This window comes from Kitasatospora sp. NPDC054795, assembly GCF_053611565.1.
In genome coordinates, this window is sequence record NZ_JBSHAP010000002.1 from 54,866 (window position 1) to 81,402 (window position 26,537).

Here is a 26,537-nt window from a genome sequence, read left to right on the forward strand (position 1 = left end):
CTCTCACAGTCGGCCTGGTCGGGGCCGGTCTTCCGAACGCCGTCGCAGACGAACCGATCGACGGGCAGGTCCAGCTAAATGACCGCGAGCGCGCTCTGGAGGCGTGGCTCAGCGGTGGGCCCCGCGTTCATATGCTCGCCGAGGCCGCGCTGGCCAGTTCTGATCAGGACGTGAAGCGCTTCCTGGACAGCGACCTGGTCTGGGCTCAGCATGCCGATGACCTGCTTTCTGCCACGCAGATCTCCAGCCTCGGTGGGCCGAAGGTTCGTGAGGCCGCCGGCAAGGCCATGGATGGTACGGTCGCTGACCTGCACGCCTTCCTACAGAACGGTTGGCAGACACCCCTGCAGGCGGACCAACGTCTGTGGATCACCCGGATCATCGACCCCGCCACAGGTACGGGCCGAGGTCTTCAGGCCGCAGGAGATACGGCGCTTCGCGGCAACGGTGACGATCTCCAGCGTTTCCTGACCGAAACCCAGTTCACCGCCAAGGAGGCGGACGACCGGGTCAAACTCGTCCAGATCCTCAGCGCCGGTGGTGTGAACACCCAGGCTGCGGCACGTACCGCGCTCAACGGCACGATCGAGGATGTCCGTGACTTCCTCTCGGTCGGCCAGTACATCGCGCAGAGCCGTGACCAGGAACGCGCGAGCATCGCGCAGTTGGCGCAGCAGGCGAAGGACGCCACCGCCCAGGCGACCCAGGAGAAGAACGCTGCGGTCGAGGCCAAGGACAAGGCGGTCCAGAACTCGGAGGACGCCAAGCGGGATGCCGCGCGTGCGGCGTCCGAGACCCAGCAGGCCGGCAATGACACGGCCAAGGCCACCGCCGCTGCCAATGACGCAGCCACGGCGGCCGGACGTGCGGGTGATGCGGCGCAGACGGCCATGGCCGCAGCTCGCGCGGCCAATGCCTCCGCTCGCGCCGCGGCCTATGCGGCCGCGAACGCGGCGGCTGCCGCCGCAGGTGCCCAGCGGGCCGCTGTGCGTGCTCGAAACGCAGCAGCAGCCGCAGCTGGCGATGCCAGCAAGGCACATGAAGCTCGCGTCGAGGCCGAGGCTGCTGAAGCGGCGGCCAAGCTTGCCGTGGACGCACAGACCACGCTCGACCATGCGAACAAGGCCGCATCGGAGAGCAAGGACGCGTCGAGAGCCGCCCTGAGCGCCAAGGCCAACGCCGATTCGGCAGCAGGATCCGCCGAGCAGGCTGGTGCCTACGCGGACAGCGCTGGTGGGCAGTCGGCGAAGGCCAAGCAGGCCGCAGCGGCGACGCGCCGTCAGGCGGCCGAAGCCGGGCGTGCCGCAGCGGCTTCCCAGAGCCTGGCCGAACAGGCCGCCACGAAGGCCGCAGACGCCAAGGTCTTCCTGAAGTCGGCTGCCGAGCACGCTGCTGCTGCGGCCCAGGCCGCCCGGGACGCCGCCGACCACGCAGGCCAGAGCGCCAATGCCGCGCAGGAGTCCACCGACCACGCGAATGCCGCTTCCAACTTTGCCGCAGACGCGCAGAGCGCGGTCGACAAGGCCAACGAGTTCCAGAACCTGGCCCGTCTCACCGAGGCCGAGGATCTGACGAACCGCACGGCAGCTGCCGTGGAGACGGCGCGCAAGGCCGCCGCCGATGAGGCGGACGAGCGGGCGGAGATCGAAAAGGCAAGTCAGGAGGTTCAGAAGGCCAAGACCGAGGCTGACCGACTGGCCCAGCTGGCCAACCAGCCCGGCGTCACGCCGGAACAGGTTGCCACCGACGGCCGCAAGCTTGCCATCCTCTCCCGGAAGATTGCGGGCTCATGGGGACAAGAGGCAGCAGAAGCAGCCCTAACCGGACCTGACACCGCAGTCCTCTCCTACCTCAAGACCGGACGCCGGGCGGCCGAGGAACACGACGACCGTGTCCAGGCGACGCAGATCTACACCGACTCCGAGAATGAAGCGGTCCGGGCCGCCGCCTACACCGCCCTCCAGGGTGACGCTGTCACGGTCAGGACCTTCCTGGCCAGCGGCCAGTACGTGGCTGCCGCTCCTGCCAACCGGCTGGCGATCACGCGCATCATTGACAAGGCTGGCCCCGCTGTCCAGCGTGCCGGCGACGCCGCGCTGCGGGTCAACACCCCTGAGGCCCTGCGGGAGTTTCTCGAGAAGGGCCTGGCCGACGCACAGGCCGCCGACGACCGGCTCACCGCCACTCGCCTCGCAGATCCCACGTCCACCGAGCTCGAGCTCAAGGCCGCCGCGCAGGTAGCCCTTGAAGGACCCGTACTCAGGCTCCGTGCCTTCGTCGCCGAGGGCCAGTACACGGCACAGCGCAAGGATCGGCTGACCGCCGTCCATGTCGCGGACGTCAAGGGCCTGATCGCCGAGGCTACTGCGACTGTCGCCATAGCCCACAAGGACGCCGCGGAGGCTCAGCAGGCCGCCGCCCTTGCCCGGGGTGCTGCCGAAGAAGCCAAGGGCTACGCCAATACTGCCCAGCAATCGGCCAACACTGCGGTTGAGTATGTTGCCAGGGCCCAGGCCGCTGCCGATGCCGCCCAGGCCGACGCCGCCAAGGCCACCGAGGCCGCGAAGAGCGCGAAGGCAGCGCAGACATCTGCTACACACGACGCGGCAGCCGCCGGCTACTCCGCCAAGCGAGCATCACAGTCTGCAGGAATGGCCAGGTGGGCAGCCTCCAACGCCACGGAAGCCGCCCAGGAGGCACGAGCGTCTGCGGTGGCCGCAGGCAAGGACGCGGACGCTGCTCAGACTGCAGCCGACAACGCCCACGCCGACTGGGAAACAAAGCAGGTAGCCGAAGAGAAGGCCAAGCTCGCCCAGGTCGAGGAGGCACGTGCGAAGGCGGAAGAACTCCGCAAGCTGCACGACGCCACCCAGCTGGCCGCAGACGAGGCGGCCGCCAAGCAGAAGCAGGACCAGGTCTCGGCTCTTGAGCAGGAGATCAAGAAGCAGAAGGAGGATAGCGACAACCTCAACGCCCTCTATCACTTCTTCTCCGAGAGCGTCCACCTCACCCTCGACGTCATCGGAGGCGCCGGCGGCGTCATCGCCCCGGGCCTCGCCGACATCGCCGACCTCGTCAACTGTGCCTACTACGCCGTCGAAGGCCGGACAGCTGACGCTCTCCAGTCCTGTATCGGAGCGATCCCCTTCATCGGTGACGGCGCTGCGGTCGCCAAATTCGCCAAGTGGGCCAAGAAGTTCGGGTCCTGGGGCGAGAAGGCCGCAGAGTTCATCAAGAAGCTCGTCACCCGGGTCCCTGCCTCGTGCCCGATCAACAGCTTCCCCGCCGGCACTCCAGTCCTCATGGGCGATGGAAGCCGCAAGCCCATCGAATCGATCGAGGCCGGCGACACCGTCCTCGCCACAGACCCGATCACGGGTGAAACGGCTCCCAAGGCCGTTGAGCGGCGCATCTACACGCCGAACGACACCGACTTCACCGACCTGACCGTCGCCGGTGAGAGCGGGAACGGGAACCTCACCGCGACCGACCATCATCCGTTCTGGGCCGAGAACCAGCACGCGTGGGTCGACGCCGGCGATCTCGATGTCGGCGACCAGCTGCGGACCCCCAACGGTGCCACCGCGAAGGTGGCCGGGATCCAGCACCGGAATGAGACCCAGGGCGCCTACAACCTGACGGTCCGCGACCTCCACACCTACTACGTCCTGGCTGGCCAGACGCCTGTACTCGTCCACAACGACGCTTGCTTCGACCCCCTCATCCAGACCATGAGGGAGAAGCTCCCGGAGTGGACGAAGGGAAAGTGGACCGCTGGATTCGCCCGCGGTGACGCCGGGGACCGGGCTGGATACAACCTGGCCAGCGGTCTGGATACCGACAAGGACCGCGAGCTGTTCAACTGGGTGAACGATAAGATCAGGGCGGGTGGATATCCCCTGGGCAATGCCACCTCCGCCCGCGCCTCGGACGTGGAGCAGAAGTTCGTCGCCCTCATGTACGAGAAGGGGATGAGCAAGGCCGAGATCGCCATCAACAACCATGGAGGCCCCTGCGGCGACGCGGTCCTCGGTTGCGATGCGATTCTCGACTACCTGCTCGGCGACAAGGATCTGGTGGTGCACTGGCCGGACGCGGTTTGTCGCGACGGCTGGCGGAGCAAGGCGTTTGGAAGGAACAAAGCAACATGGACGAAGGAATGCTGACGAAGGGCGTCGAAGCCAGGTACCGGAAGGGCCACGGGAAGGCGCCGGTCGTCATCACCACCCCGGAGGGCATCGATGCGCTCGTCGATGACCTCCTGGACGGGGAGGACGACTGCTGCACCCTGGCCGAGGTGTACTCACAGGACCGGGAACCGCATCCGTCGGGGTTCCCCGACCACCAGCTCCTGGTCGGTGCGGACAAGAGCCTCGGCCTGGGGCTCGTGTCGTATATGGACCAAAAGGGGAACTTCACTTCAGTCGGAGCGCCGGAGACCCGGACCAAGCCCACGTACCACTTCGTGTGGAACATGACCCAGTTCGCCGACCACTCGGAGATCCCGATACCGCTCGTCCGCCAGGCGGTGAAGGAATTCCTCATTTCGGGCGGACAGCGTCCCACCTGCATCGAGTGGCAGCCTGAGACCTTCGGCGCATAACACCCAGCTGTGATAGCACGTCGGCTCCCTCCGAATTTGGAGGGAGCCGACATGTCTTTCGAGGCAGTCCGGGGAGGGCGACGCCTGGTGTCAGCAGCGCGGTGATTCCGCACCGTCTTCGAAGGGCGTTGCGCGAGTCCGCAGTCAGGCGACGCAAGCCGCCCGCAGGATGATGCCGTCGGCCGTCGGAGGAGTGACCGGTCCACCGAGACGGCCGGGACCGGGCAGCGTGACGGCGGGCGACCAGGTCACGGTGCCAGCGCAGTACGGTGTCGGGCCGCACCAGCAACCGCATCCGACGCAGCACCTGCGTCGGCAGTCCCTGCAGCAGCGCGGCCAGGACTGCCCGGTCGCTTGCTACGAAGCGGACCCGCTGGCGGCTCAGCTGCCGCTCCAGAACGCTGATCTGATGGCGCAGAGCCAGGATCTCCACGTCCTTCTCACGGTCGCTCATCGGCAGCAGCCGCAGCAACGCGAACGCGTTCGTCACACCCAGGTACGCCAGTCGTAGCAGCACGGTCGATCATCATGTCGCGGAGCTCGTCGGCTCTGCCAGAGCGCCTATTCGACTGACGAGGTCGGCGCTTGTGTACCCTGCCTCCCACCAGGCCGGATGAAGTTCTCGGCAAGGGCAGGGTCTTACTGTTTACTTTCCGAATTCGAACGGCGCATGGGACTGTCTAGTTTACGGCGCCCATAGGGTGAAGGGGCGTGGTGGAAGTGGCGGTAAGTGCCGAAATTCGGTATAGGGCAAGTCGGGCTGGTCGGCCAGACCATCTCCACTCTCTTGAGGAAGCCGATGTCCTGATCGACGCACTCCTGGCGGGGCCGGCGAACGAGAATCTGGCGCAGATCATCCATCTGGATCGAGAAGAGTTTGAGTCGGGAATCCCGGATCACGAATTTCAGGTGGGAGTCGATAAAGGGCTGCAGGTTGGGATTCTGCTCTTTATAGACGCCAGTGGAAATTTCGTCTCCGCAGGTCCGCCGGAATCCAGAAACTCCCCCGAGTACTACCTTTGCAGGCACTGGACTCAGTTCCGAGACCAGACGGAGATTCCCCTCGACTTGGTCCGGAAGGCCCTAAGGGAGTTCTTGGAGTCCGGAGGGCAGCGCCCAACCTGCGTATCCTGGAAAAATCAATACCTTGACGACTAGTCAAAAATGAGAAGCTAACACCCTGGTGTTCTGCTCGAATCCGAGCCGAACATCAGGGTGTTAGCTTTCTGATATCGAGGCCCAGCGCTCCCGTCTCGCGGTGGAGGCCGAGCAACTGGCGGGCCGGATAGCTCATGCCTGGCGGTCGCCCTCCGAAGGGGGCGACCGGTAAACACAACCGGGTCGCCCACCGGCAGTAGAGCCCAGATTGCGACGTCCCTCGCTGGGGCGGCCGCCGGGCATCGCAACTCGAAGACCACGTCGAGCAGTGTGACCAGGTGGTTGACTTATGGTGTTGTGCCGGTCCTGCCCGCGACGTTGGGTGCAGCGAAGTCACAATGCACATAGGTGGTGCTGCGACCGTGCTGGCGGGCGATCACGGTGCCGTCACCGAGCCACTGCTCGAGCCAGCCGCTGCCGCCGATCCACGAGCGCTTGTCCGCCTCCTTGATAAGGGGCAGGAGTTTGGTCTTGAGCATGCCTGTCTCGCCCGTCTCGCGGAGTACGTCGAGTAGTTGCGCCTGTGCGCGCTGTTCGTAGAGCTTGCTGGCATTCGGCGACTCCCGAACACGCACCGACGTCTCACCCAGTTCCAGCCCGCGTGCTGCTGCCCAGCTCAAGACGTAGGTGTCAACGGAGTCTTCGTCCGTGACGCCCAGCAGGTGGCCCAGGCAGCGCAGCATCGTATCCTCGCGCATCGCGCTGAGCGTATGCTCCACGTCCTGGAAGTTGGCTCCGCCTCCGAAGCGGCTGGCGTCGTGAGCCTTCCGGTGTGCTTCTTCCCGGATTTGCAGGACATCCCTGATGATGGCTTCAACGGCATCGGCGGGTGAGGCGAAGGTCTGTGTCATGGGCTGACCGTATCGAAGACGATGCCGACCAGCTGAGGCCCACAGGACCGGCCGGCCAGGCATCAGCCCCAGTCTCGACGGTGAGCACTGCCACGGCGACGCCCGCACGGATTCGTCCGGTACCACCAGCGCCCGGCAAAGGCGAGGGCCCCAGCCCCAGCGCCTGGGCGCGGCGTCGCCACCAATGTTGACCGGCCGATCATCGCGTACGCCCTCGCCCATGACGCCACCCCACTGGCAGAACTTCCACCACGCTGTGCCACGCCACCGCAGATCCCCTGTTTCTCATCTTCTTCCGAGCTCCCCGATTTCGCCGCGCTCTTCTCCGTGGAGGACCCGCACTGCGAGGACCCCGAGTGCGAGGACGATCGCTGCCAGTGGCTGCTGACCCCCCGCACGGCCGACCTCCTCCACACCGCCCTGTCGCTCCTGGCTCACGAGGCCTATGAGGATGCGGAGGGACTCGGCGACGGACGCCTCGTACCGGATGAGCACGAAGGCACCTGGGGTGTGTTCCCGCGTCTGCCGAAGCTGACCTTCGCCACCGACCTCCAGCGGCGGCGCCGCTTCGCCCGCGCCGCCGACGACGTCGCGCGCGGCCGCTGGCCGCGGCCGACGTGCACCGCCGAGGAGCTCGCCCTGTACCTCGCCATCGACGACGCCAGCGACAGCGCCGACGAGCTCGAAGACAACCCCGACGACACTGTGGCCGACGCACACAGCACGCTGCCGGTCCACCGTGACGACTACGACTTCGGCGGCTGCACGGACATGTTCTTCCAGGACACCGATGTCCTCATGCTCTACAGCGCCCGCTTCGACGGCATTGAGGACCCCGACGGCGACGCCAACCGGCAGCTGGGCGTGGGCGACCTTCGCGCGCGGGCCTGGTTCGAACCGTTCGGGAACGTCGAGGCCCGCGACCCTCACCGCGGCTTCCGGCGCTGAACCCCGCGCCGGACGGCAGGCTGGGGCGCGCAAGGTGCCTCCGCCCGCCGTCCGCGGCAACCGGGGAGGAAGGCCGACGGGGCACTGTCGGCCCGGCACGACAGGTCGGGTGACCGACCGACCGGGCGGCTATGCGGCGAGCGGCATGTCGTCGTCGCCGCGGGGGACGGCGCGGAGTTGGCCTGCCTGGGCTTGGTCGAGGGCTCGGGCGAGGGCGTTGACGGCCTGGTCGGCGGAGTCCTTGAAAAGGTGGCCGTAGAGGTTGATCGTGGTCGCCAGGGTCGCGTGGCGCAGGGTCTTGGAGACGATGGCGATGGGGATGCCTTCGGCGATCATGATGCTGGCCGCGGTGTGGCGCAGGTCGTGCAGGCCGATCCTGGGCAGGCCGAGCTCGGTGGTGCGTTTGCGGAGCTGGTCGAGGACCCACTGGGGCCGCAGGGGTGATCCGTCCGCGTGGGCGAAGACCAGGCCCTCCAGCCGGCCTTCGGGGTGGGCGGCCATCTGGAGGGCGGCCTGGCGGTGGAGGGCGTCCATGACCCTGGGGGAGAGGCTGATCCAGGCGCGGCTGGCCTCGGTCTTGGGCTGGTTGAAGTGGAGGTCGCCGTTGTCGATCGCGGACAGGGTCCAGCGGACGAACAGCTTGCGGTCCATGAGGTGGACGTCCGGCCAGTGCAGGGCCAGGACCTCACCGCGGCGCATGCCGGTGCCGAGCAGGACCTCGAACAGGTCGGCCAGCTGGTCGGCGTACTGCTCCGCGTTGTGCCGCAGGAACGCCGCGGCCTCCTTCGGGGTCCAGCACGTGCGTTCCTCCGCGCGGGGCTTGGGCGGCACGCAGTGCTCGGCCGGGTTGAACTTCAGCCGCCACGACCGCACCGCGTGGTTCAGCGCGTTGCGCAGCGTCGAGACGACCCGGTAGAGCGTGACCCGGCCCCGGCCGGCCTTGCGCTGCGGGGCCATCCAGTCCTCGATCTGCTTCGGCCGCAGATCCAGCGACCGGCAACGCCCGAACGCGGCGACCAAGCCCCTCTCCATGTAAGTCGTGTACCCGGCGTAGGTGTTCGCGGCGGGCTCTTCCTTCCTCGCCGCCAGGTCCCCGGTGGGTGCTCAGGCGGCGGCGCGGTCCGCTTCGTTGTCGATGGCGTCGTAGAGGTGGGTGCCCTGGGCCCAGTCGTGGAGGATCTGCCGGTTGACCAGGGCGAGGCTGTGGCGGCCGGCGAAGTTGCGGGCGTCCCGGGTGAAGCCGTTGAGTCCGATCATGACGGGCACGTCGGCGTGGTGTTCGGGCCGGGCGGTGCCGTTGAAGGTCTGGACGTCCCGGGAGCCGACCGGTTTGCCGTAGTGCTTGCACTGCATGACCACCTTGCGGCCGAGGTGGTCCCAGGCGATGACGTCCGCGCCGAGGTCACCGGCGCGGCCCGAGTGCTGGACCCGGGTGAAGCCGTCGCGGACGAGCAGAGCGGCGCACGCCCGCTCGAACTCCGTGGCCTCCATCGCGTCCAGGTGATGGATCCCGTACGTCAGGATGGCCGGGGCCTCGTCGTCGAAGTTGTCCTCCACGTAGCGGACGTACCCGCGTGGGGTGAGGAGGCGGGCCGCGAGCATGACGGGTACCAGCGCGAGCGGGGCCGCGATCAGAGCCGACCACCAGGGGTGATCGGTGATCCAGCCCCAGACGTCCACGCTGAGCCAGCGCCAGAAGGTGGTGCTCAGCCACTGCCAGACCACCTTGGCGACGGCGATGGCGAGTACCACCCCGGCGATGGCCTTCAGTAGCGGATCGAATGTGCCGTCATGGCGCACTGTGCGGCCTCTCCTGTGTCGTCTCGGGGCGCCGGGGCCGGATCGGCCGGGCTGCGGGGCGGCGGACTCGTCGCCGGGGCCTTCGGGCCGGCAGGTGCAGCAGTTCGTGGAGGGCCACGCCGTGCTCGGCCCACAGCCGGAGCCGGTCGCGGTCGACCCAGTGCACCTGGTGCTTGTCGCCCCATGCCTTGGCGTCGCGGGTGAAGGCGCCGTTAGTGACCACGACGGCGATGTCGGCACCGTGGGCAGGGCCGGCAGTGCCCTTGACCTGGTACATCACCGGGGAGCCGACCTTTGCGCCGACCGTGGTGTGCTTCGCCTGCAGCACGATCCGGCCCAGCGCCGGATGCCGGCCGATCACGTCGGCGGCCTGGTCGCCCTGCCGGCCGACCTGTCGCGCCGTCCAGCCGTCGCGGACCAGCAGGTCCCGCAACGCGAACTCGAACTCCTGGTCGTCCAGCGCGTCGATGCCGCTCAGGGTCAGCCGCAGACCGGCCCGTCGCGCCGCGCGGGCCCGATCGGCGGAGCGGCGCCGCACCCACCACACCGCCGCGACGACGAGGGCGGTGGCGGCAAGAACGACGAGGACGGGCCAGTACCGGGCGGCGGCCCGGGTACCGGCGATCGCGGCCTGGGCGAGCAACGTGGCCGCCGCCAGGGCGGTGACACCGGCCGCCACATGCTCGGTGGCTCCCCGGGGTCGGCGCAGCCACCGGCGTCGCCCGCGAGCCATCAAGGCGCCACCGGGGCGGAGGTGGCCGTCGGCGCCGGACTGTTCGGCGTGGCCGTGTCGGTGTCGGCGAAGCCGATGAAATGGCTCCACAGCCACACCAGCGCGCAGACGCCGACGATCGTCCAGCCGCTCATCTTCTTCGCGCTCGGCCGCGGGTTGCGGCGGATGTGGCTGCGGACGACGTGGTATCCCTCGGGCACCGGCATCGGATGAGCTCCCCTCCCGTCGGCGGGCCGCCCCTCGCGGCCCGTTCCGCCCTCTGATGTAGCAGCGCCCTCCGACACGAACTGACGGAACGTCGACAATCGATCACGGGCCGCAGCGGGAATCGGACACGGATCTCGTGCCGATGCCGGCTTCCTGGCGAGGCCAGCCGCCAGCATTGGCCCAGGCTGCCGAACTGCACGACGCAGTGGCGCCCTTGATCGCCGAGGCGGCCGCAGCTACGGCCTTCACCGTGCGAACCACCTGTCAGCTGGACGAATGCCCGGCCGTAGCAGGGCGTGGTGGGCATCGTCGATGGATCTGGCGAAAACCAGCGGCGTACGCCGGGGGCGCAGAAGAGGGCGCTCGCGCCCTGAGCCGGTCGGCGGCCGCACGGCCACTGTCAGCCCGTCAAAGCCGCAACCGGCCGTCGAATCAAGGCGATTCATCAGAAACGTGAACCGCGAGTACGGTCGGGCCCTACCCTCTCGTCGGACGGGAAGGAAACGGTGGGTGACAGGTATGACTCCCGGCGAAGGACGCACGCGGCGGCAGGACGGCATGGGTACCGACGACGACAGTGACAGCGGTCTCGCGTTCCTGATGGGCTTCTTCGCGCTCGGCGCCGTCGTGCAGACCGCGGCCTGGCTGTGGGGACATCCACTGGCCGCCACCGCGGCGCTCGGCGGTGCCGCCGCGGTACTCGTCGCTCTGCGTGCGGCACTTCGGCGCACCGCCCTCGGCCCGCCGGTGCGTCGATTCCTGCAACCGTTGTGGGCCCTGGTCCGTGCGGGCATCGCCACGCGATTCAAGCTCGCCCGTACCCGGGCCGCGGCGACCGTCACCGGCCGTATCGAGCAGTGGGCCCACCGACCGGTGCGTCAGGCGACGCCCGCTGAACCCGCCGCGTCCTATACCCGGCGCTCTCTCGACCACACTCTGGAGGCGTTCGAGGCCGCCACACCGACCCGCTTCGAGGAGATGTGCCGCGAACTGCTGGAACGCGACGGGTTCATCGACGCCGTACGGGTCGGCGGCGCCGGGGACCTCGGTGCCGACGTCGTCGCCGTCGACGGCCTGGGACGACGGGTGGTGCTGCAGTGCAAGCGGTACGCGACCCCGCTGAGGTCGGAGGCCGTCCAGAGGTTCAACGGCACCGCCCGGCCCATTCACGGCGCCGCGGTCCCGGTCGTCGTGGCGCTCAACGGCTTCACCGAACCCGCTGCCGCCTTCGCCACCCGGCAACACCTCCACCTCGTCGACCGCGAACGCCTCGCCCGCTGGGGTGCCGGCCAGCACCTCTACCAGGTCCTCGACATCGATCCCGGGCCGGGCCGCCACACCTGACAACCGAGAACCGGCACGGAAGACCCCCTCCCCGACATCCACAGCACCCGAAAGTCAGACCCGGCGAACGGCCACAAGCCACAGGTCCGTGAGATCACATCTCCGCACGATCTTCCGACCAGATGGTCACCGCCGGCCGATCTGCGGCTAGGGTCACTCCACGACCGGTAAGGGGGGCCTGTGCTGCCAGACTTCAACGACCACGGGCACCTGCCGCCCGGCCGCTACCGGCTGACCATCACACAGGCCGCAGAAGCCTTCGTCCACGCGGAGCGCTTCCAAGCCTCCACCAGCCGAGCCCAGATCTGGCAGGGCTTCCAGGAGTACCTCTACCAGTTCATTCACCTTGAGGAGCAGTTCGCGCCGCTGCTCCAGGGCCGCGAACTCATCCACAGCGTCTGGCTGGGAGGCAGCTTCGTCAGCGCCAAGCTGGACCCTCACAACGTGGACGCCACACTGCTCATGAACCCCGAAGCCGAGCGGGCCATTCGAGGCAATCCCGGCTCGAAATGGCTGACGACCGCCTTCAAGAGCTGGAAGGCTATGCAGGACCGGTACCGCGTGGCTCCCCTGCGGATCCCGTACGTGCCGGTGGCCAATGTGTTCCAGCCCCAGGACTTCGCAGCCGAGGAACTGGAGTACTTCCGCGACCGAGGCCGCTGGGACGACTGGTGGCAGCGATGCCGCCGCCCCGGGGAGGGGGAACCGAGCGTGCAGAGCGCCGCTCCGGTACGAGGCTACGTGGAGGTGACCCTGTGACGGCCGAATGGCGAGACCAGATGCGCCGACTCCACGGCGAGAGCACCGCCCGCCGACTGGAAGAGGAAGGCACGGAAGACCGGGACGACGACCTCGTCGAGAGTGACCTGCGCCGCGCCAACCTCGACTACCTCCAGCGCTACGACCCCCGGGCCCAGGTCGAGGAAGAACTGCAGATCCGACTCACCGGCGACCACGCCGCCACCGGGGCCCTCCAGTTCGACTGGGGCAACGCCCTGCTGCGCCCGCTCCAGGACAGCGTCTCGGCGGCAGCCCACCGCCAGGTCCCCCTGGAGCTGACGGGACTGTCCCGGGGCAGCACCGTCATGCACGTACGGCCCCGACCAGCCCCCGATCCCGAACCGGACGACGACGGACTGCCGCTGGACATCTCACCGGCCGACGCCGGCGTGCGCGCACTTGTCAACCTGCTGCGCGCACTCGAGGACGAGCAGGACGTCCGGGCCTGGAGCGAGATCCTCGACCCGGTCGACGTGGTCGTCAAAGCCCTCGACAAATTCGACCTCGGCATGAGCATGAAATGGCTCGCATCCGACGGCGACGTCCGCACCGCCACCCTGACAACCCGCGGCCGGGCGTACGTCGCCCGCCTTCGCGAGACCCACACGGCCGTCGACGTCCAGCACCTGTCCGGCCGGATCACCGAACTGCGCAGCTCCGGCGTGGTACGGATCAAGACCGGCACCTCGAAGAAGTCACCAGCCTGGGACGTGAAGTTCGACGACTCCGAGCAGCTCTTCGCCATGCGCCTGGCCCTCGGCGACCAGGTCCGCTTCGTCGTCGAGCAACGCCGCACCTTCGACGCGATGAGTCGCACCCGGGCGACCGAGTACCGCTTCCTCGACGTCGACCACGGCCCCGAAGCCCTACCTGACAGCTGACCGAGATCCCCAGCTGCGTGGTGGGCCGGGCCGTCCTCCCTTCGGGAGGTTGATCCAGGGACGCTCCTGCGGAGCCGGTCAAGGCCCCACCGGACTGTAGCGGCGTACCACTGGGGGAAGGACGGAAGCCCTTCGCCGACGCGCGGCACGGATAGAGTCGTCGCGGCGGCCCGCGACCGGGACGTGCGACGGAGGAAGGGCTGGAGGACGCGGCATGTACCTCAAGAACGTGCGGGTGCGGAACGTACGCGGCTTCCGCGGCGCCCGTGAGGTGGACCTCGACCTGACCCGGCCCGACGGCTCCTACGCCGGATGGACGGTGCTGGCCGGCCGCAACGGCTCCGGCAAGTCCACCCTGCTGCGCGCCGTCGCCCTGGCCGTCAGCGGGCCGAGTGCGGCACGCGGGCTGGTGACCGGCTTCGACTCGTGGATCAGCGACGAGCGCGGGCGGGCCGTCGCGGAGGTCTGCCTCCAGCCGGATACAGCGGAGGACAGGTTCACCACGGGACGGCCTCCGGCCGGGGTGTTCTGGGCGGGCCTGCAGTGGACCGCGCCGGAATCCGCGACCGCGTCCGGTCGCCATGCCCAGCCGGCCCTGAGCCCAATGGCCTACAGGAAGGCACCGACCGCTGCCCAGCGCGGGCCGTGGGCGGACAACCCGGTGGGCTGGTTCTGCGCGGGCTACGGGCCGTTCCGCCGACTCGTCGGCGGTTCCGGGGAGGTTCAGCGGCGCATGGCCGGGGCGGGCGCAGTGGCCCGGCTGACCAGCCTCTTCCACGAGGACGCCTCGCTGGCCGAGGGCGTCAGCTGGCTGATCGAGCAGCACCTGCGGTCCCTGGAGAACCGCCCGGGCGCGGCCGAGCTGAAGCTCATCGCCCTGGAGATCCTCGGCGACGAGCTCCTGCCCGACGACTACACCATCGGAAACGTGGACTCCGACGGCCTGTGGGTCACCCACGCCGGCCGCTCCTTCCCCCTGCGGGAGATGAGCGACGGCTACCGCACCGTGGCCGCGCTCGTGGTCGACATCCTCAAGCAGCTCCACGACACCTACGGCGCCCTGCGCGTCGAGCACGACAGCGGCCACCCCGTCGTGACCGTTCCCGGTGTCGTGATCATCGACGAGATCGACGCGCACCTGCACGTGTCCTGGCAGAAGCGCATCGGGGGGTGGCTCAAGCAGCACTTCCCGCTGGTGCAGTTCCTGGTCACCACCCACAGCCCCTACATCTGCCAGGCCGCCGACCCCGCCGGGCTGATCCGACTGCCCGGCCCGGACGTCGACGAGGCCCCCGAGGTCGTCGGGACGGACCTGTACGACCGGGTGGTGTTCGGCAGCGGCGACGACGCGGTGCTGTCCGAGCTCTTCGGCCTCGATACCCCGTACTCGCAGCGCGCGGACGAGGCCCGGGCACTCCTGGTCGCGCTGGAGATGAAGATCGTGGCCGGAGAGGCCGGCGAGGAGGAACGGGAACGCTACCGGCAGCTGAAGCGGACCCTGACCAGCTCGCCGGCCGCCCGGGTCGACGAGGTCGCCGCCCGCCTGCACTCCCTGACCGGGCACGTCGCGTGATCCGAATCCATCGGCTCCCCCTGCCGGAGCCGCCGCGCTCCCGCATGGCCGAGTGCACCTGCGACATCGTGCTGGCTCCGGAGCCGAAGGCCAGAGCACGACAGCTGTGGAAGAACACCACCGTGCGACGTGACGTGCACGCTCCGTTGCGCGGCCTGCTCGGGGAGATGGCGGCCGGGCGCGAGCGGTGCATGTACTGCGGGGACAACCAGGGCACCGACATCGACCACTTCGATCCCATCGACCGGGATCCGATGCGCGCCTTCGACTGGACCAACCACGTCCTCGCCTGCTCACTGTGCAACAGCCACCTCAAGAAGGCCGTCTTCCCGCTCGACCCCGACGGGAAGCCGCTGCTCATCGACCCCACGGCCGAGGACCCGACACCACACCTCCGGCTGGTCCTGGCGGTTGGCCAGTACCACCCGCTGACCCCCAGGGGCCGGGCCACCATCGACCTGTTCGACCTCAACCGCGGCTTGCTGGCCAAGGGCCGGGTGAACGCCTTCCACGTCACCAAGGCCTGTGTCGCCCAGTGGGCCGGCGCCACCGCCAAGGGCGACCATGACGACGCCGCCCACTGGGCCGCGGTCGTCAACGAACAGCCGATAGCCGACGTCGTCCAGGCCATGCTGCACCAAGCGCTCGACCCCGCCGCCGAGATCCTCTTCGACGACCCCGAGCTCCTCACCCGTCTCCGCGAACCCGCGCTCCGATCGGCCCTGCTCATCCGGTAGGACACCGCGGGAGGGCCAGTCACCGTTCGGACCCGCGTGCGGCGTTGCGAGCCCGCACGGCCTCGGGGCGGTGGTCCGGCCGCGAGGCCGGTCCCCGAACCCTTCCGGGAGCCGGTCAGTTCGCCGTGTTCGCCTGCCAGCCGCGAGGAAGTTTCGGCAGGCCGATCAAGGCGTCCACCCCCAGGTACTCCAGGAGGAGGGACTTCAACTCCCGGCCGTCGACCAGGTGGAGGCGCTCGCCCTTGCCGGCCGCAGTGTCATAGCTCGCCTTGCCGAACCACGAGGTGGTCACCAGGACACCGCGAGAGGCGTTGGTGAGATCCACGGCGCCGAGCAGGGCACGCACGGTCTCCACCGGGACGGCGTTCTTGGTGCGCTTGGCCTGGACGGCGACCACCGTCACCCCGCCGCCGTCGCGCTTGACCGCGACCGCGTCCAACCCGTCGTCACGCGAGTTCTGGGTCCGCCAGGTCTCGTACCCCATGGCCTCGAACAGCTCACGCACGAGCCGCTCGAACGCGTACGGGTCCATCGTCAGCAGGTCCGTCCGGCTGTCCAGACCGGCCACCGCGCCCACGTCCTTGGCGAGCTTGAAACGCTGCGGGGCGAACTCGACGATCGGCGGGACCGGCTCCAGGTCGTGCGGGTGCTGGGAGACCACCGCCCCCAGGGCACGCAGGCACAACTGCGGATCCAACGTCGGCTCGTCCAGCACCAGTTCGGCGAAGTCCTCACGCCGCGCCACCACGCTCACCACGCACGGCCGCACCGCCCGCCCGGTGGACCGATCGGTCGTCGCCACGAAACCGTTCAGCAGCACCTCGTCCACCAGGTCCGACGGGGTCACGGTGAACACCTCGTCGAGCGCCCTCAGGGCCAGTCGGGCGACGAGAGTGCGGTATGACTGGTGCCGCTCGGCCTCCTTCACCGGTTGGCGGACGACCTCCAGACGCTGGGTCACGAACCGGTAGGCCGCGACGTCCGAAACCACGTCCAGGGAGGGCAGACCGATGTTGATACACAGCTGGCCGGCCTCGGGGTAGTAGCCGACCTCGGCGGACTCACGGCACCCCTCAGGAACGGGCGAGCGACGCAGCAGGTCCTCCACCACCTCTGCCACACCCGTCGCGCCGTCGTGCGCCAGCGCCTGCTCCACCAGCGGATGCCAATCCTCCAGCCCCACCGGACGATTGCGAAGCACCCCCGCCAACTCCGCCCGCACCGCAACCACCTGCTCGGTGCGCTGTTCGGCCTCGTCCTTCAGTTGCTGCTTGTGCGCCTCGCGGTCGAGCCGCTGCTGCTCCCGCTCGGAGCGCTCCCGGGCGCGCTCCTCGGCCTTCGCCCCCCTGGCGCGGGCGGCCTGCCGCTTGGCCAGGTCGGCTTCCACCTTCCTCGCCTGCCTGGCACGGGCATCGTCCTCGCGGCTGAGGATCTTCTCGCCCGCGGCCAGCAGCCGTGCGCGCTCCGCCTCGGGGTCGGGCCTGCGGGGCCTGCGCGGACGCGCCGCCCGAGCCGGTACCGGCTCGGCGGGCTGGGTCGTGCCCGCCTGCGCGGCCTTCGCCTGCTGCTTCGCGAGGTAGGCCTCCGCCAGCAACTCCGCCACCGTCCTGCGCCGCGCCACCGAATCCCCTTCCCACCTCTGCGCCACCGGCCGGAGCCGACCCCGAGGGACCGGATCCTGCGCCAGCACTACCCACGGGTGGCGGCACCCAACCGCCGCCGCCGAGCCCAGGAAGCCGCGCCCGAGTACCAGGAAGATGGCAGCCGCGGCCACACCGCGACGGTTTCCGGGCCCGGCTGTCAGTACCCCCGATTAGGCTCACAAGCCGAGACCGATAGGGGAGTTACGTGCTCGACAGCTCACTGACCGCCGATGTCCCGCTCGGCCCCTTCGAGGGCACGCCCGTCACCGTCCACTCGGCCAAGGGCAAGAACGCCAAGCTCCACGCCACGACGACGTGCACCCAGCTGCGCAGCCGCGACATCACGACGACCCAGGTGCCGCTGAACGCGGACACGATCGGCCGGATGTGCTCGCGCTGCGCGCAGGTGGGCGCGTGGGCGCGGCCGGACACGGGGCTCGGCATCTTCCTGCGGGCGCTCGGCGGTATCGGGCTGCTGTACCAGCTGCAGAGCTACACGGAGGCGGATCCAGACGACGAGGTCACGCAGGAGGAAGCCGAAGGGGCTGCGGAGGTTCTGCGGGCCGAGCCGGTTTCCGAGGAGGACGAGACCTACGATGAGGACCGTGATGCCCGCGACGAGGCGGAGCGGCTCCGGGATCTGACGTTGTCCAGGTGGCGTGACGCCGCGGACAGCCTCCACCTCGCCGAAAGCGTCGCCGCGAAGTTCCCCTGGCTCACCGACTGGGCGCGGCCGAAGGTGGCACTGAAGGAGGAACATCTCCAGACGCTGCACGAACGAGCGGGCCTGTTCGTCGATGCGGCCGCACTTCTGGAAGCAGCGGCGGCCACGAGCCTGGAAATGCCCGAACTCCCCACGGACGAGGAAGCGTTCAGCGCCATCGGCGACCGCAGGGCGGTAGCCGGCCGGCTGCGGTCGATGTGGTCCCGCTGGCAGGGGGCAGCGGCGGACGCATGGGGACTGCCGGGCGACCACCTGGTCACGTATCAGGCCGTCGGGGGAATCCATTCACGGCGCAAGGGGTACGACGAAGCTTGCCGTGCGACAGACCGGCTGCTGGCTTCCTGGGAGGAGGAGGCACGCCGGGTCGCCGGCGCGGCGGACCCGAACGTGACGGTGACGCTGACCGCACACCTGCAGGAACCCCCGGAGGAGGACCCCTACTCGCAGCAGCGTGAGCGGGGGCTGCTGGGCGGCCTCGACAACTGGACGATCGGCGTCCTGCTCACCTACCTGACCAGCGGCGACTGGGGCCGGCGCAGGCTCACTTTTCGCGCACCCCAGCTGATCGTCGACCAACTCCTGGCCCGCGCCGCGCTCGTACGGTGCGAGCCCGAGCCTCCCAGCGCCCCGACGGCTGCCGGCGAAGCGAGTCCCCTGGGGCCGGGTGTCTTCGACGACGCCCCCGTGCACCAGCGCCGCCCCCTCACCGCGGAGCACCTGCGGCTGCTCAGCACCGCGCCCGGCGCCGAGGACCAGCTGTACACCGTGTTCTCCACCGACGCCGGGACGGAGGTCCTGCCCTTCAAGGAACTGGAGCGGCGTGCGGCCCGTGGCTGGCGAGGCGTCCTGCTCGCCAGCTCCGCCGACCTGCCCGCGGCACTCATCGATCCCTGGTCCGAGGCGATCGGCCAGCGCCCCGAGGAGCCCTCCGCCCTGTGGCGGGAACGAATGCGCGAAGCCGACGACCCGCTGTTCGGCGAGCGGCTCGGTCTCGATGCCGGCGCCGAGCGCACCGCCTGGCTGGTCTTCAGCGACAGGCCCTGGGCGCGGGAGTTCAACCTGCGGCTGCTCGCGGTGGCCCGCGGCGTGCCCGACCTGCGCAGTCTGGACTCCGGGTACGACCGGGCCGGGCGTTCGCGCAGCCTTCCCAGCGCGGTCTGGCACGGGCTCCTCGCCCACGGCCAGGACTTGGACCTCGAGCCGTTCGAAGCACCCGACGCCAGCACCTGGAAGCCCAGCGCGAGCGGCATCCCTCTGGGGGCCCTCGAGCAGGTCCAGGTCTACGCGGTCAACGCCGACCCCCGCTACCAGGGCAAGGGGCACTCGCCGTTCTGCTCCCATGTCCGCGAACGCGGTGTCGTCGCAGACGACGACCTGCTCACCATCGCGGACCTGCTCGGTGACACGAAGTTCGACTGGTGCAGCAAATGCGGGGGCTACGCGATTCGCCGCCTGACCGACACCCAGCTGTCCTACTACCGCGCCGCCCACCGGCTCCACGACATCGCCCAGAGCCTCGACCCCGGCCGAGGCGGCCACGACCGCCTCGACACCGAGACGATCACCCGACGGCTCCGTGAACTCGCCGACTGGCGGCCTGCCGGCGAAGACCACTGGTACACGAGCGGAGCGCGGCGCTGGCGGCGCGTCGTCCACGAGCTTCAGGCGAAGGCCGAAGCAGCCGGCCGCGACACCCCGTGACAGCCAACTGCGCAGCACCCCGCACACCACCGCACCGAACGGGCCGCCCATGACCAGCACACCGTCCGAGACCCTGTCACCGCACGCCACCGGCCCCCGGCTGCTCGCCGGGCTCACCGCGCCCCTCCGGCGCGCGGGCTGGACGGAGAACGAACTCTGGGACGAGAGCGACGAGGAGGACGATGAGTCAGGCCCCCGGCCCACTTACCGGGAGTTCTCCCGCTCGAACTTCCACATCAGCGTCATCTGGGACCCAGCCGACGCCCAGCTCACCGTCGACGACCCGACCGAGCACTGGGACTGGGACGACAGCCTGCCCCCACTGTGCCCACTCGACCAACCCCTCACCATCGACCTGAGCACCCACCCCACCCAGGCCGCCAAGGCCGAGGCCGCGCGCCGCGCATTCGCCGAAGCCGGACTTCTCGACGCCACCCGCGTCCACGTTCCCGAAGACGCCCGGGCGCTGCGCCACGACCTGGTCCTGCTGCTGTGGGCGGACACCATCCACGACGCGATCGCCCGGCACCGGCGTGACGGCGACGGGCGTGAGGCCATCGCCGCACTGGGCGAGGAGTTTTCCTGGCGCCTGGGTGACGGGCTGCGTACCTACCCGCTGATCGTTCCGGACCCGGTTCCGTCGGCGGCGGCCCGCGGCATCGCGGAATGGTGCTGGCGTCGGGAGAGCGACGTCGAGGAGTGGCACTTCAAGATCGACGACATCATCATGGCCCGCGCCAACATCGCCGCCACCCGCGCCGTCCTGCCCCACGTCCACCCCGAGGGCGTCGACTGGCCGGCCGTACGACTCGCCCTCACCGCGCCCACCCGACGACTCGCCGACGGCCAGGCCCTCGCCGTCATCTTCGAAGAGGGCTGGACACCCATCCTCGCCTCCGTCCACCGCGAGATCGACCTCTGGCAGCGGGCCGACGAGACGCTCGGCCCCGAAGCCGTCCTGCGCATGCTCACCCTCCACGGCTCCCGCACCGAATCCGTCGGCGAATGGTGGGGATCCGGCTGGTACGAGACCGCCGCCCGCCGCGCCGTCGCCCGCGCGGCGAGCAACGGCAGCCTCCCCGCCGCAGTGTCCGCGGTCTTCCCCCACACCGAACACCTGGCCGACACCGCGGCCACCCACCCCGACCTCCTCGACGACGACACCTTCGCCTGGATCACCGAAGCCGTCTTCAAGGAGGGATCCCTCCTGCGTGAAGCCCGGCTGCCGGTCCCGCCGGCGATGACCCTCCCGGACTGGGCAGCTCACGACCTCCTCGACGTGCTCCGCCCGGACTCCGACGAGGACGAGCCCCCCGCCGACGAGGCGAGGCTCGGGCGTCTCTGACCGGAGGCACGGCCAAAGACGCCCCACCCCACCCAAGCCGCAGTACCGAGGCCGTTCGACGCGAGGCTACGCCGCACGCCGGAGGACCTCGCCGGGCCCGGGGGTCCGACTCCGCCCGGCGGCGGCCCGGTCGAGAGCCTGGGCCAAGGCGAGCACAGCTTGGTCGGCGGAGTCCTTGAGGAGGTGGCCGTAGAGGTTGATGGTGGTGGCGATGGTGGAGTGGCGCAAGGTCTTGGAGATGACGGCGATGGGGATGTTCTCGGCGATCATGATGCTGGCCGCGGTGTGGCGAAGGTCGTGCAGGCCGATCCTGGGCAGGTCGAGCTCGGCGGTGCGCTTTCGGAGCTGGTCGAGGACCCACTGAGGCCGCAACGGCGTTCCGCCCGGGCGGCCGAAGACCAGGCCTTCGAGCCGACCGTCCGGGTGGGCGGCCATCTGGATTGCGGCCTGGCGGTGGAGGGCGGCCATGACCCTGGGGGAGAGGCTGATCCAGGCCCGGCTGGCCTCGGTCTTCGGCTCCCGGAGATGAATCTTCCCGTTGTCGATCGCGGCCAGGGTCCAGCGGACGAACAGATTGCGGTCCATGAGGTGGACGTCCGACCAGTGCAGGGCGAGAACCTCACCGCGGCGCATGCCGGTGCCGAGCATGACCTCGAACAGATCGGTCAGCTGGTCCGCGTACTGCTCCACACCGTGCTGCAGGAAGGTCGCGGCCTGCTCGGGGGTCCAGCAGGTGCGCTCGGCTGCGCGGGGCTTGGGCGGCACCGAGTGCTTGGCCGGGTTGTAGCGCAGGCGCCAGGAGCGCACGGCGGCGTTGAGTGCGTTGCGCAGGGTGGACACGGCCCGGTAGACGGTGACGCGCCCGCGCTGGGCCTCCAGCTGGGCGGTGACCCAGTCGTCGATGTGTTCCGGGCGCAGGTCGAGGAGCCGGAGGTGGCCGAAGGCGGGGACGAGGTCGCGCTCGACGCACGCGGCGTAGCCGGCGTACGTGTTCGGCGCGAGGTGCGGCTTCCTCGTGGCGAGCCATTCGCGCAGGTAGCTCGCGACGGTGGTACGGCGGTTCTCGTAGACCCCGCGCAGCTCACCGTCCAGCACTGCGGCCATCTCGCGGGCCGCCTCTGTGCGGCTGGCGAAGCCGCCCCGTCGACGGGTCCTTCGCTTCCCGTATTCCGGGGCGAGGTCGACGCAGTACGTCCACGACCCGTGACCCGCCTCCTTCAGTAGCCGCACGCACCACGGACCCAGCTGCTTGCCGTGCCCGTCCGTACAACCACACCGCCGGTAGACCCGACCCCGCCGCGCACGCTGTCCCATGAGCTTCCCCTTCTCCTGATCGGGTGATCTGGGACCAAGAGTCGCTGCCCGGTCGGGCGTGGCGGCAGAGCGTGAGAGGCGGTGCGCGAAGTAGTCACAACCACACGGCGACGACACGCTCAAGACGACACACCGCCCGGAAGATCACTATGCGCAACCGATGGGTAAGCGACCATGATCCGCCCGCAGGACCGGGCCCCGCGGGCCGACTGACGGCATCGACGCAGGAGCAATCGGGCAGGTGCGACGCCGCTTGCTGAAGGGCCGACAGGTTCCGATCACGGGCCGTAGCTGTGGTGGGGCGGTCGGCCTGGGGACCACTTTGGGACCACACCTGATGAGCGCCTATGGGCGCCGGTGGTCCGAAACGGACACTTCTGCACGAAGTAAACACTGAGCAACTGTCAGCTCCCTGTGCCACCGCTTCCGTCAAGAAGTGCCAACTCACTTGTGTCCCAGGGTAGTTGAGCAAGAAAAGAGCCGAGGCCATGAGGCCTCGGCTGCCGACAATAGTTGAACCCCTTGCTGGGGGTCAAGGGGTCGCAGGTTCAAATCCTGTCGTCCCGACCAGCGTTTTCGCAGGTCGGAGGCCGTTCTTATCGAAATGATGAGAACGGCCTTTTCCTTTGGTGGTCGCAGTGTGGTCGTGAACGCTCGTTCACACGGCCTTGCGGGGCGTGTTTCCGCAGGCCTGGCCCCTGTGACCCGGCCGTGACGGGGCGTTTGTTTACCTATCCGGGAATCCGCGTGTGGCCGATCGCGGACCGGTCGCCTAGGTGGCGCCGAAATGGGCCCGGATTCGCGGGAAATGGGCATGCCGGTGGAACCTGCGGCGTCGTCTGTTGCGACGGGCCGCACGTTTATCGGGTGGCAGTTATAAGCCGGGAATCCCGGGTACTTGTCGGCCCCGGAGGCCGGAGCGGCTCGGAACGCTGAGTCGACCTCAGGGGTGCGTTGGTCAGGCCGCGTGGCTGAACAGCGGGTTCGGCGAGCCGACGTCGAGGTCGGTGATGTCCCGGCCGGACTGGGTGCGAGCCTCGACGAGGTGGAGCCTTGCTTCGATGGTGTTCACGGCGGCTCTGCCGACGTCCCAGGTCAGGTGGCTGTAGATGTTGGCGGTGGTCGAGAGTGTGGAGTGCCGCAGGGTCTTGGAGATGACGGCCATGGAGACGTTGCCCTCCAGGGCGAGGGTGGCGGCGAGGTGGCGCAGGTCGTGGATGGTGACGTGGGGGAGTGCGGCCTGTTCGCGCAGTTCGTGGAAGCGCCGGCGGACGGCGGTGGGGTGGAGGGGCTTGCCGTCGGGGCCCTGGAAGACGTGGCCGTTGATGGTGGCCGTGCTTCGGGTCATGGCGCGCTGGAGGGCGGCGGCGACGCGTTCGGAAAGGGGCACCCAGTTGCGGCTCTTCCTGGTCTTCGGCGCGGTCAGGACGAGTTCGTGGTTGTCGACCGCGGACAGGGTGTGGCGGATGTACATGACGCGGTCGTCGAGCCGCACGCACGGGCGCTGGAGGCCGAGTGCCTCGCCCTTGCGCAGGCCGGTGCCGATGATGACCTCGAAGAGGTCGGCGAAGGCGGGGTCGACATTGCGGCAGTGGGAGAGGAACTCGACGGCCTGCTCCGCGGTCCAGGGGACGCGCTCGTCGGGGCGGGGCCGGCGCATGGGCAGGGGCTGGGCGGCGTTGAAGGGAAGCCGGTGGGTGCGCACGGCTGTGCCCAGGGCGCTGGAGAGTGTGGCGAGGCAGTGGTAGACGGCCTGGCGTCCGCGGCCGGCTTCGAGCTGTTCGTGGGCGTAGGCGGAGATGTGGTCGTGGGCGAGGTCCTCCAGGCGCAGCTTGCCGAAGACGGGTATCAACTCGCAGAGCACGTAGGTGCGGTAGCGGGCGTAGGTGGTGGGCTTGAGCAGGAACTCCATCGACTTCAGCCACTTCGTGAGATAGGCGGCCACCGTCTCGTGCGGGTCGGCATCGAAGCCGAGTTTGCGGCCATCGAGCAAGCGGCGCAGCGCACCCTCCGCGTGCCACTCATCCTCGAACCCGCTACGGCGCACGGTGCGCCTGCGGCCGTCGAGGGAGGGGATGTCGACGGCGAAGGTCCACGTGCCGTGCCCTTCGTCGGCAAGACGCGGACACCCGGCCCCGAGCTGGCGCCGATCCGCGTCACGACACCCGCACCGACGGTAGACCCGGCCCCGTCGCCGTCCCGAACTGCGCACGTTCTTCTGCCTCCTGCGGTCCTGATTCCGTGATCAGCCCGCGAGGCTACACATCCCGCATCTGGATGGCCTGCTGCGACCACCATGCGATCACCAACACGGAATCATGGCGCTGACCTGCGACTTTCGGTGAGCGCCCGCACCTGGCCCGGGTAAAAGAAGTAGCGGATCGGTGTCATGGACCGAGGTCGGCGGCACGGCAGTTCCGGGGCAGGGAAGGTTGGTGCGGGGCACGGGGCTACACCCCGGGGCTCGTGCAAGGCGCCAGGCGGTGGCGGAGACAGAGATTTGGCATTGCCAAACCGAAATCCGGATTCATGCTTGTGGTATGTCGGGCGAGCGGGAGCCACGGGCGGGCTGGACGTTCCTGACGCACCACGCCCGTGTGCTATTGATGGGCTCGCGGGACGCTGAAGTGCGCCTGCGGGATCGCGGCGGTGTGCGGAGTGACCGAGCGGGCCGTGCAGGTGATCGTCACCGACCTGGCCGCCCGGCCCCTGCGCTCTCAGCCGTGCCCTGGGCGAGGCGCAGGCCAGGCAAGCGGTCACCCTCGCCGCTGCGCTACCCGTCGGATCTCGACGTCGAGCTGCCACCTGCTCGGCCCCGGCGGCAGCGACCGCCTCGACTGGCTCACCGGCCTCGACCTCGAAGGCGACGCCGGTGGCGCTGCCTGGCGGACCTGGGTGGACGAGACCGTCGGGGACGCGAATAGGTCGCAGGCGCGTCGAAATAGGTGAGCGCGGCGGCCCGGTCGGGGAACTCGTCGTCGAGGAACTCGCGGCCGATGCGTCTGAGGACCGCCAGCCAACCGCGCTTGGGGATGTCGGTCGGGCCCGTCGGCGTGTCGCAGGTGCCCGGGCCTGCGCCGGTGCGGTGCTTGCGGATCACTGCCATGCACTGGCGTGTGCCCGGCCTCCGCTCGCCGATATCCCCTCTACCGGGCTCGACTTGGACGGCAGGCATCATTGGGACCCTGGCGATGCGGCGAAGCATCGGAAGTCTTGGGCAGACGGAGCACGCGCCGGAAGACACCCGACGGAAGCCCTCGATCGTAGATCGGTGCTGGTCGCAGCCCGGGTCCGCGCCTGCCTGGCGTTACCGAATCAGGGCGCCCGGTTGGAGCACGCCCACTGGAAGACATCCGCAAGCTGCCGGAGCCTGGAAACGGACGGGCCGGGGGAGGGTACGCCCGTACGGGTAGTGATCGACATGCCGCCCACCGGGAGTGGCGGGCACGGCGCACGCCGTGGTACGTCAGCACGACCGACGAACGCCGCGACCGCAGCAGGCCACGCGGCCATGATCGATACGAGGTGAGACGCGGTGGCTGACGTCCGGTACGCGGAGGACTTCATCGCGGTGCGGCCACGCGACGCGGTGGAGGCCGGGGCGGCCGAACTGGCCGCGCACTGCGCCCGACGTGCGGCCGGTGACACGCATGGGGCGCTGGCAGCCTACGCGTGGGCGCTGAATCCGGCCGGGCCGGCTCCGGTGACCGGCCGGGTGCTCACCGAACCACTGGCGGAAATCGACCTGGCAGTGGAAGAGCGCGCGGCCATCCAGCAGGCCCGGGACGAACAGCGGCCGGTGACCGATCGGGCTTTTGCCCGTGGCGCGGCCGGAGCTCTGCAGTGGCTTCTGGGCTTCCAGCCGCTCGGGTCCTCAGGAGAGCGGTGCTGACCCCGACGACGGATGCGCCCGCCCACGGCTACTTGCTGTCGGTGCGGTCCGCCGGCACCGAGACGCTACTGCGCATCCCCGTAACGCCCACCGGCGCGAGGGGCCCCGCCGGGTACCCGGTCTTCCGTGACATCGAGGGACGGCTGCGTGTGGAAATCGCCCCCGACGGGACCTGCCGTCATCTCATCCGGCGAGGGCTCTACCCGGCCGCCCTCGACGTACTCGCCGCAGAGCACGAGCCGGCCTGCCCATAGCGGCGGCGGTCGTGGGGCGAGGACGGCTACGGCCTCACCCCACCATCGG

General features: G+C 69.5%; 22 protein-coding genes. 14 read left to right on the forward strand and 8 right to left on the reverse strand.

Features of this window, described 5'->3' with window-relative positions; translation table 11 throughout:
• Positions 1-131 precede the first annotated feature (131 nt).
• The 4 genes from ACWGJO_RS01030 (at position 132) to ACWGJO_RS01045 (ending at position 5,761) form a co-directional block, all read left to right on the forward strand.
• Entirely contained in the window at positions 132-4,166 is a 4,035-nt protein-coding gene (locus tag ACWGJO_RS01030; RefSeq protein ID WP_452181532.1) for a polymorphic toxin-type HINT domain-containing protein, read from the forward strand.
• Entirely contained in the window at positions 4,148-4,603 is a 456-nt protein-coding gene (locus ACWGJO_RS01035; RefSeq protein WP_452181533.1) for an Imm1 family immunity protein, read from the forward strand. Before ACWGJO_RS01030 ends, ACWGJO_RS01035 begins: the two co-directional genes overlap by 19 nt.
• Before the next feature lie 229 nt (positions 4,604-4,832).
• On the forward strand, positions 4,833-5,114 hold the full coding sequence (locus ACWGJO_RS01040) for a hypothetical protein (protein WP_452181534.1): 282 nt from the start codon (positions 4,833-4,835) through the stop codon (positions 5,112-5,114).
• A 209-nt stretch (positions 5,115-5,323) separates the two neighbouring features.
• Positions 5,324-5,761, forward strand: coding sequence for an Imm1 family immunity protein (locus ACWGJO_RS01045; RefSeq protein ID WP_452181628.1), 438 nt, complete (start codon positions 5,324-5,326; stop codon positions 5,759-5,761).
• Between the two features lie 287 nt (positions 5,762-6,048).
• Here the strand turns inward: ACWGJO_RS01045 and ACWGJO_RS01050 are convergent, their stop codons facing one another.
• Positions 6,049-6,612, reverse strand: a complete 564-nt coding sequence (locus ACWGJO_RS01050) for a hypothetical protein (RefSeq protein WP_452181535.1) — start codon at positions 6,610-6,612, stop codon at positions 6,049-6,051.
• A gap of 327 nt (positions 6,613-6,939) precedes the next feature.
• On the opposite strand from ACWGJO_RS01050, the gene ACWGJO_RS01055 reads away from it, so the two are divergent.
• Positions 6,940-7,560: a hypothetical protein gene (locus ACWGJO_RS01055; protein ID WP_452181536.1), complete on the forward strand. Its 621-nt coding sequence runs from the start codon at positions 6,940-6,942 to the stop codon at positions 7,558-7,560.
• Positions 7,561-7,689: 129 nt separating this feature from the next.
• On the opposite strand, the gene ACWGJO_RS01060 is transcribed toward ACWGJO_RS01055, so the two are convergent.
• The 4 genes from ACWGJO_RS01060 to ACWGJO_RS01075 all read right to left on the reverse strand — a co-directional run bounded on the left by ACWGJO_RS01060 (position 7,690) and on the right by ACWGJO_RS01075 (position 10,299).
• On the reverse strand, positions 7,690-8,592 hold the full coding sequence (locus ACWGJO_RS01060; RefSeq protein ID WP_452181537.1) for a tyrosine-type recombinase/integrase: 903 nt from the start codon (positions 8,590-8,592) through the stop codon (positions 7,690-7,692).
• 72 nt (positions 8,593-8,664) lie between these two features.
• Positions 8,665-9,360 carry a restriction endonuclease gene (locus ACWGJO_RS01065; RefSeq protein ID WP_452181538.1) on the reverse strand — a complete coding sequence of 232 codons (696 nt, stop codon included), beginning with the start codon at positions 9,358-9,360 and terminating at the stop codon, positions 8,665-8,667.
• Complete coding sequence (locus ACWGJO_RS01070) at positions 9,350-10,093, reverse strand: restriction endonuclease (protein WP_452181539.1); 744 nt, start codon at positions 10,091-10,093, stop codon at positions 9,350-9,352. Before ACWGJO_RS01070 ends, ACWGJO_RS01065 begins: the two co-directional genes overlap by 11 nt.
• On the reverse strand, positions 10,093-10,299 hold the full coding sequence (locus ACWGJO_RS01075) for a hypothetical protein (RefSeq protein ID WP_452181540.1): 207 nt from the start codon (positions 10,297-10,299) through the stop codon (positions 10,093-10,095). Before ACWGJO_RS01075 ends, ACWGJO_RS01070 begins: the two co-directional genes overlap by 1 nt.
• 559 nt (positions 10,300-10,858) lie before the next feature.
• Between ACWGJO_RS01075 and ACWGJO_RS01080 the strand changes: the two genes are divergently transcribed.
• The 5 genes from ACWGJO_RS01080 (at position 10,859) to ACWGJO_RS01100 (ending at position 15,615) form a co-directional block, all read left to right on the forward strand.
• A complete protein-coding gene (locus ACWGJO_RS01080) occupies positions 10,859-11,644 on the forward strand; it encodes a restriction endonuclease (protein ID WP_452181541.1) in 786 nt (261 codons plus the stop codon).
• 180 nt (positions 11,645-11,824) lie between these two features.
• Positions 11,825-12,403, forward strand: coding sequence for a DUF6932 family protein (locus tag ACWGJO_RS01085; RefSeq protein WP_452181542.1), 579 nt, complete (start codon positions 11,825-11,827; stop codon positions 12,401-12,403).
• 20 nt (positions 12,404-12,423) lie between these two features.
• The gene (locus ACWGJO_RS01090; RefSeq protein ID WP_452181543.1) at positions 12,424-13,305 is read left to right on the forward strand and encodes a hypothetical protein; all 882 of its coding nucleotides are present in this window, start codon (positions 12,424-12,426) and stop codon (positions 13,303-13,305) included.
• Positions 13,306-13,519: 214 nt separating this feature from the next.
• Positions 13,520-14,878 (forward strand): AAA family ATPase, encoded by a 1,359-nt coding sequence (locus ACWGJO_RS01095; protein ID WP_452181544.1) that lies wholly within the window; start codon positions 13,520-13,522, stop codon positions 14,876-14,878.
• Complete coding sequence (locus ACWGJO_RS01100) at positions 14,875-15,615, forward strand: HNH endonuclease (RefSeq protein ID WP_452181545.1); 741 nt, start codon at positions 14,875-14,877, stop codon at positions 15,613-15,615. Before ACWGJO_RS01095 ends, ACWGJO_RS01100 begins: the two co-directional genes overlap by 4 nt.
• A 115-nt stretch (positions 15,616-15,730) precedes the next feature.
• On the opposite strand, the gene ACWGJO_RS01105 is transcribed toward ACWGJO_RS01100, so the two are convergent.
• A complete protein-coding gene (locus tag ACWGJO_RS01105) occupies positions 15,731-17,236 on the reverse strand; it encodes a restriction endonuclease (RefSeq protein ID WP_452181546.1) in 1,506 nt (501 codons plus the stop codon).
• A 227-nt stretch (positions 17,237-17,463) separates the two neighbouring features.
• Between ACWGJO_RS01105 and ACWGJO_RS01110 the strand changes: the two genes are divergently transcribed.
• Entirely contained in the window at positions 17,464-19,683 is a 2,220-nt protein-coding gene (locus ACWGJO_RS01110; RefSeq protein ID WP_452181547.1) for a hypothetical protein, read from the forward strand.
• A gap of 49 nt (positions 19,684-19,732) precedes the next feature.
• Positions 19,733-21,028: a hypothetical protein gene (locus ACWGJO_RS01115; RefSeq protein WP_452181548.1), complete on the forward strand. Its 1,296-nt coding sequence runs from the start codon at positions 19,733-19,735 to the stop codon at positions 21,026-21,028.
• A 66-nt stretch (positions 21,029-21,094) separates the two neighbouring features.
• On the opposite strand, the gene ACWGJO_RS01120 is transcribed toward ACWGJO_RS01115, so the two are convergent.
• Complete coding sequence (locus ACWGJO_RS01120; RefSeq protein WP_452181549.1) at positions 21,095-22,132, reverse strand: tyrosine-type recombinase/integrase; 1,038 nt, start codon at positions 22,130-22,132, stop codon at positions 21,095-21,097.
• 1,168 nt (positions 22,133-23,300) lie between these two features.
• Positions 23,301-24,335 (reverse strand): tyrosine-type recombinase/integrase, encoded by a 1,035-nt coding sequence (locus tag ACWGJO_RS01125; RefSeq protein ID WP_452181550.1) that lies wholly within the window; start codon positions 24,333-24,335, stop codon positions 23,301-23,303.
• Positions 24,336-25,877: 1,542 nt separating this feature from the next.
• Here ACWGJO_RS01125 and ACWGJO_RS01130 point away from each other — a divergent pair.
• Together ACWGJO_RS01130 and ACWGJO_RS01135 are read left to right on the forward strand one after the other, a co-directional pair.
• The gene (locus ACWGJO_RS01130) at positions 25,878-26,234 is read left to right on the forward strand and encodes a hypothetical protein (protein ID WP_452181551.1); all 357 of its coding nucleotides are present in this window, start codon (positions 25,878-25,880) and stop codon (positions 26,232-26,234) included.
• A complete protein-coding gene (locus ACWGJO_RS01135) occupies positions 26,228-26,488 on the forward strand; it encodes a DUF6296 family protein (RefSeq protein WP_452181552.1) in 261 nt (86 codons plus the stop codon). Before ACWGJO_RS01130 ends, ACWGJO_RS01135 begins: the two co-directional genes overlap by 7 nt.
• Positions 26,489-26,537 lie beyond the last annotated feature (49 nt).

Excerpts from the sequence above, each read along its gene's own strand:
- ACWGJO_RS01070 (WP_452181539.1), bottom strand. The coding sequence starts at position 10,093 with ATGGCTCGCGGGCGACGCCGGTGGCTGCGCCGACCCCGGGGAGCCACC.
- ACWGJO_RS01095 (WP_452181544.1), top strand. The coding sequence starts at position 13,520 with ATGTACCTCAAGAACGTGCGGGTGCGGAACGTACGCGGCTTCCGCGGC.
- ACWGJO_RS01120 (WP_452181549.1), bottom strand. The coding sequence starts at position 22,132 with ATGGCCGCAGTGCTGGACGGTGAGCTGCGCGGGGTCTACGAGAACCGC.
- ACWGJO_RS01030 (WP_452181532.1), top strand. The coding sequence starts at position 132 with ATGCTCGCCGAGGCCGCGCTGGCCAGTTCTGATCAGGACGTGAAGCGC.
- ACWGJO_RS01075 (WP_452181540.1), bottom strand. The coding sequence starts at position 10,299 with ATGCCGGTGCCCGAGGGATACCACGTCGTCCGCAGCCACATCCGCCGC.
- ACWGJO_RS01060 (WP_452181537.1), bottom strand. The coding sequence starts at position 8,592 with ATGGAGAGGGGCTTGGTCGCCGCGTTCGGGCGTTGCCGGTCGCTGGAT.
- ACWGJO_RS01090 (WP_452181543.1), top strand. The coding sequence starts at position 12,424 with ATGCGCCGACTCCACGGCGAGAGCACCGCCCGCCGACTGGAAGAGGAA.
- ACWGJO_RS01115 (WP_452181548.1), top strand. The coding sequence starts at position 19,733 with ATGACCAGCACACCGTCCGAGACCCTGTCACCGCACGCCACCGGCCCC.
- ACWGJO_RS01080 (WP_452181541.1), top strand. The coding sequence starts at position 10,859 with ATGGGTACCGACGACGACAGTGACAGCGGTCTCGCGTTCCTGATGGGC.
- ACWGJO_RS01050 (WP_452181535.1), bottom strand. The coding sequence starts at position 6,612 with ATGACACAGACCTTCGCCTCACCCGCCGATGCCGTTGAAGCCATCATC.
- ACWGJO_RS01035 (WP_452181533.1), top strand. The coding sequence starts at position 4,148 with ATGGACGAAGGAATGCTGACGAAGGGCGTCGAAGCCAGGTACCGGAAG.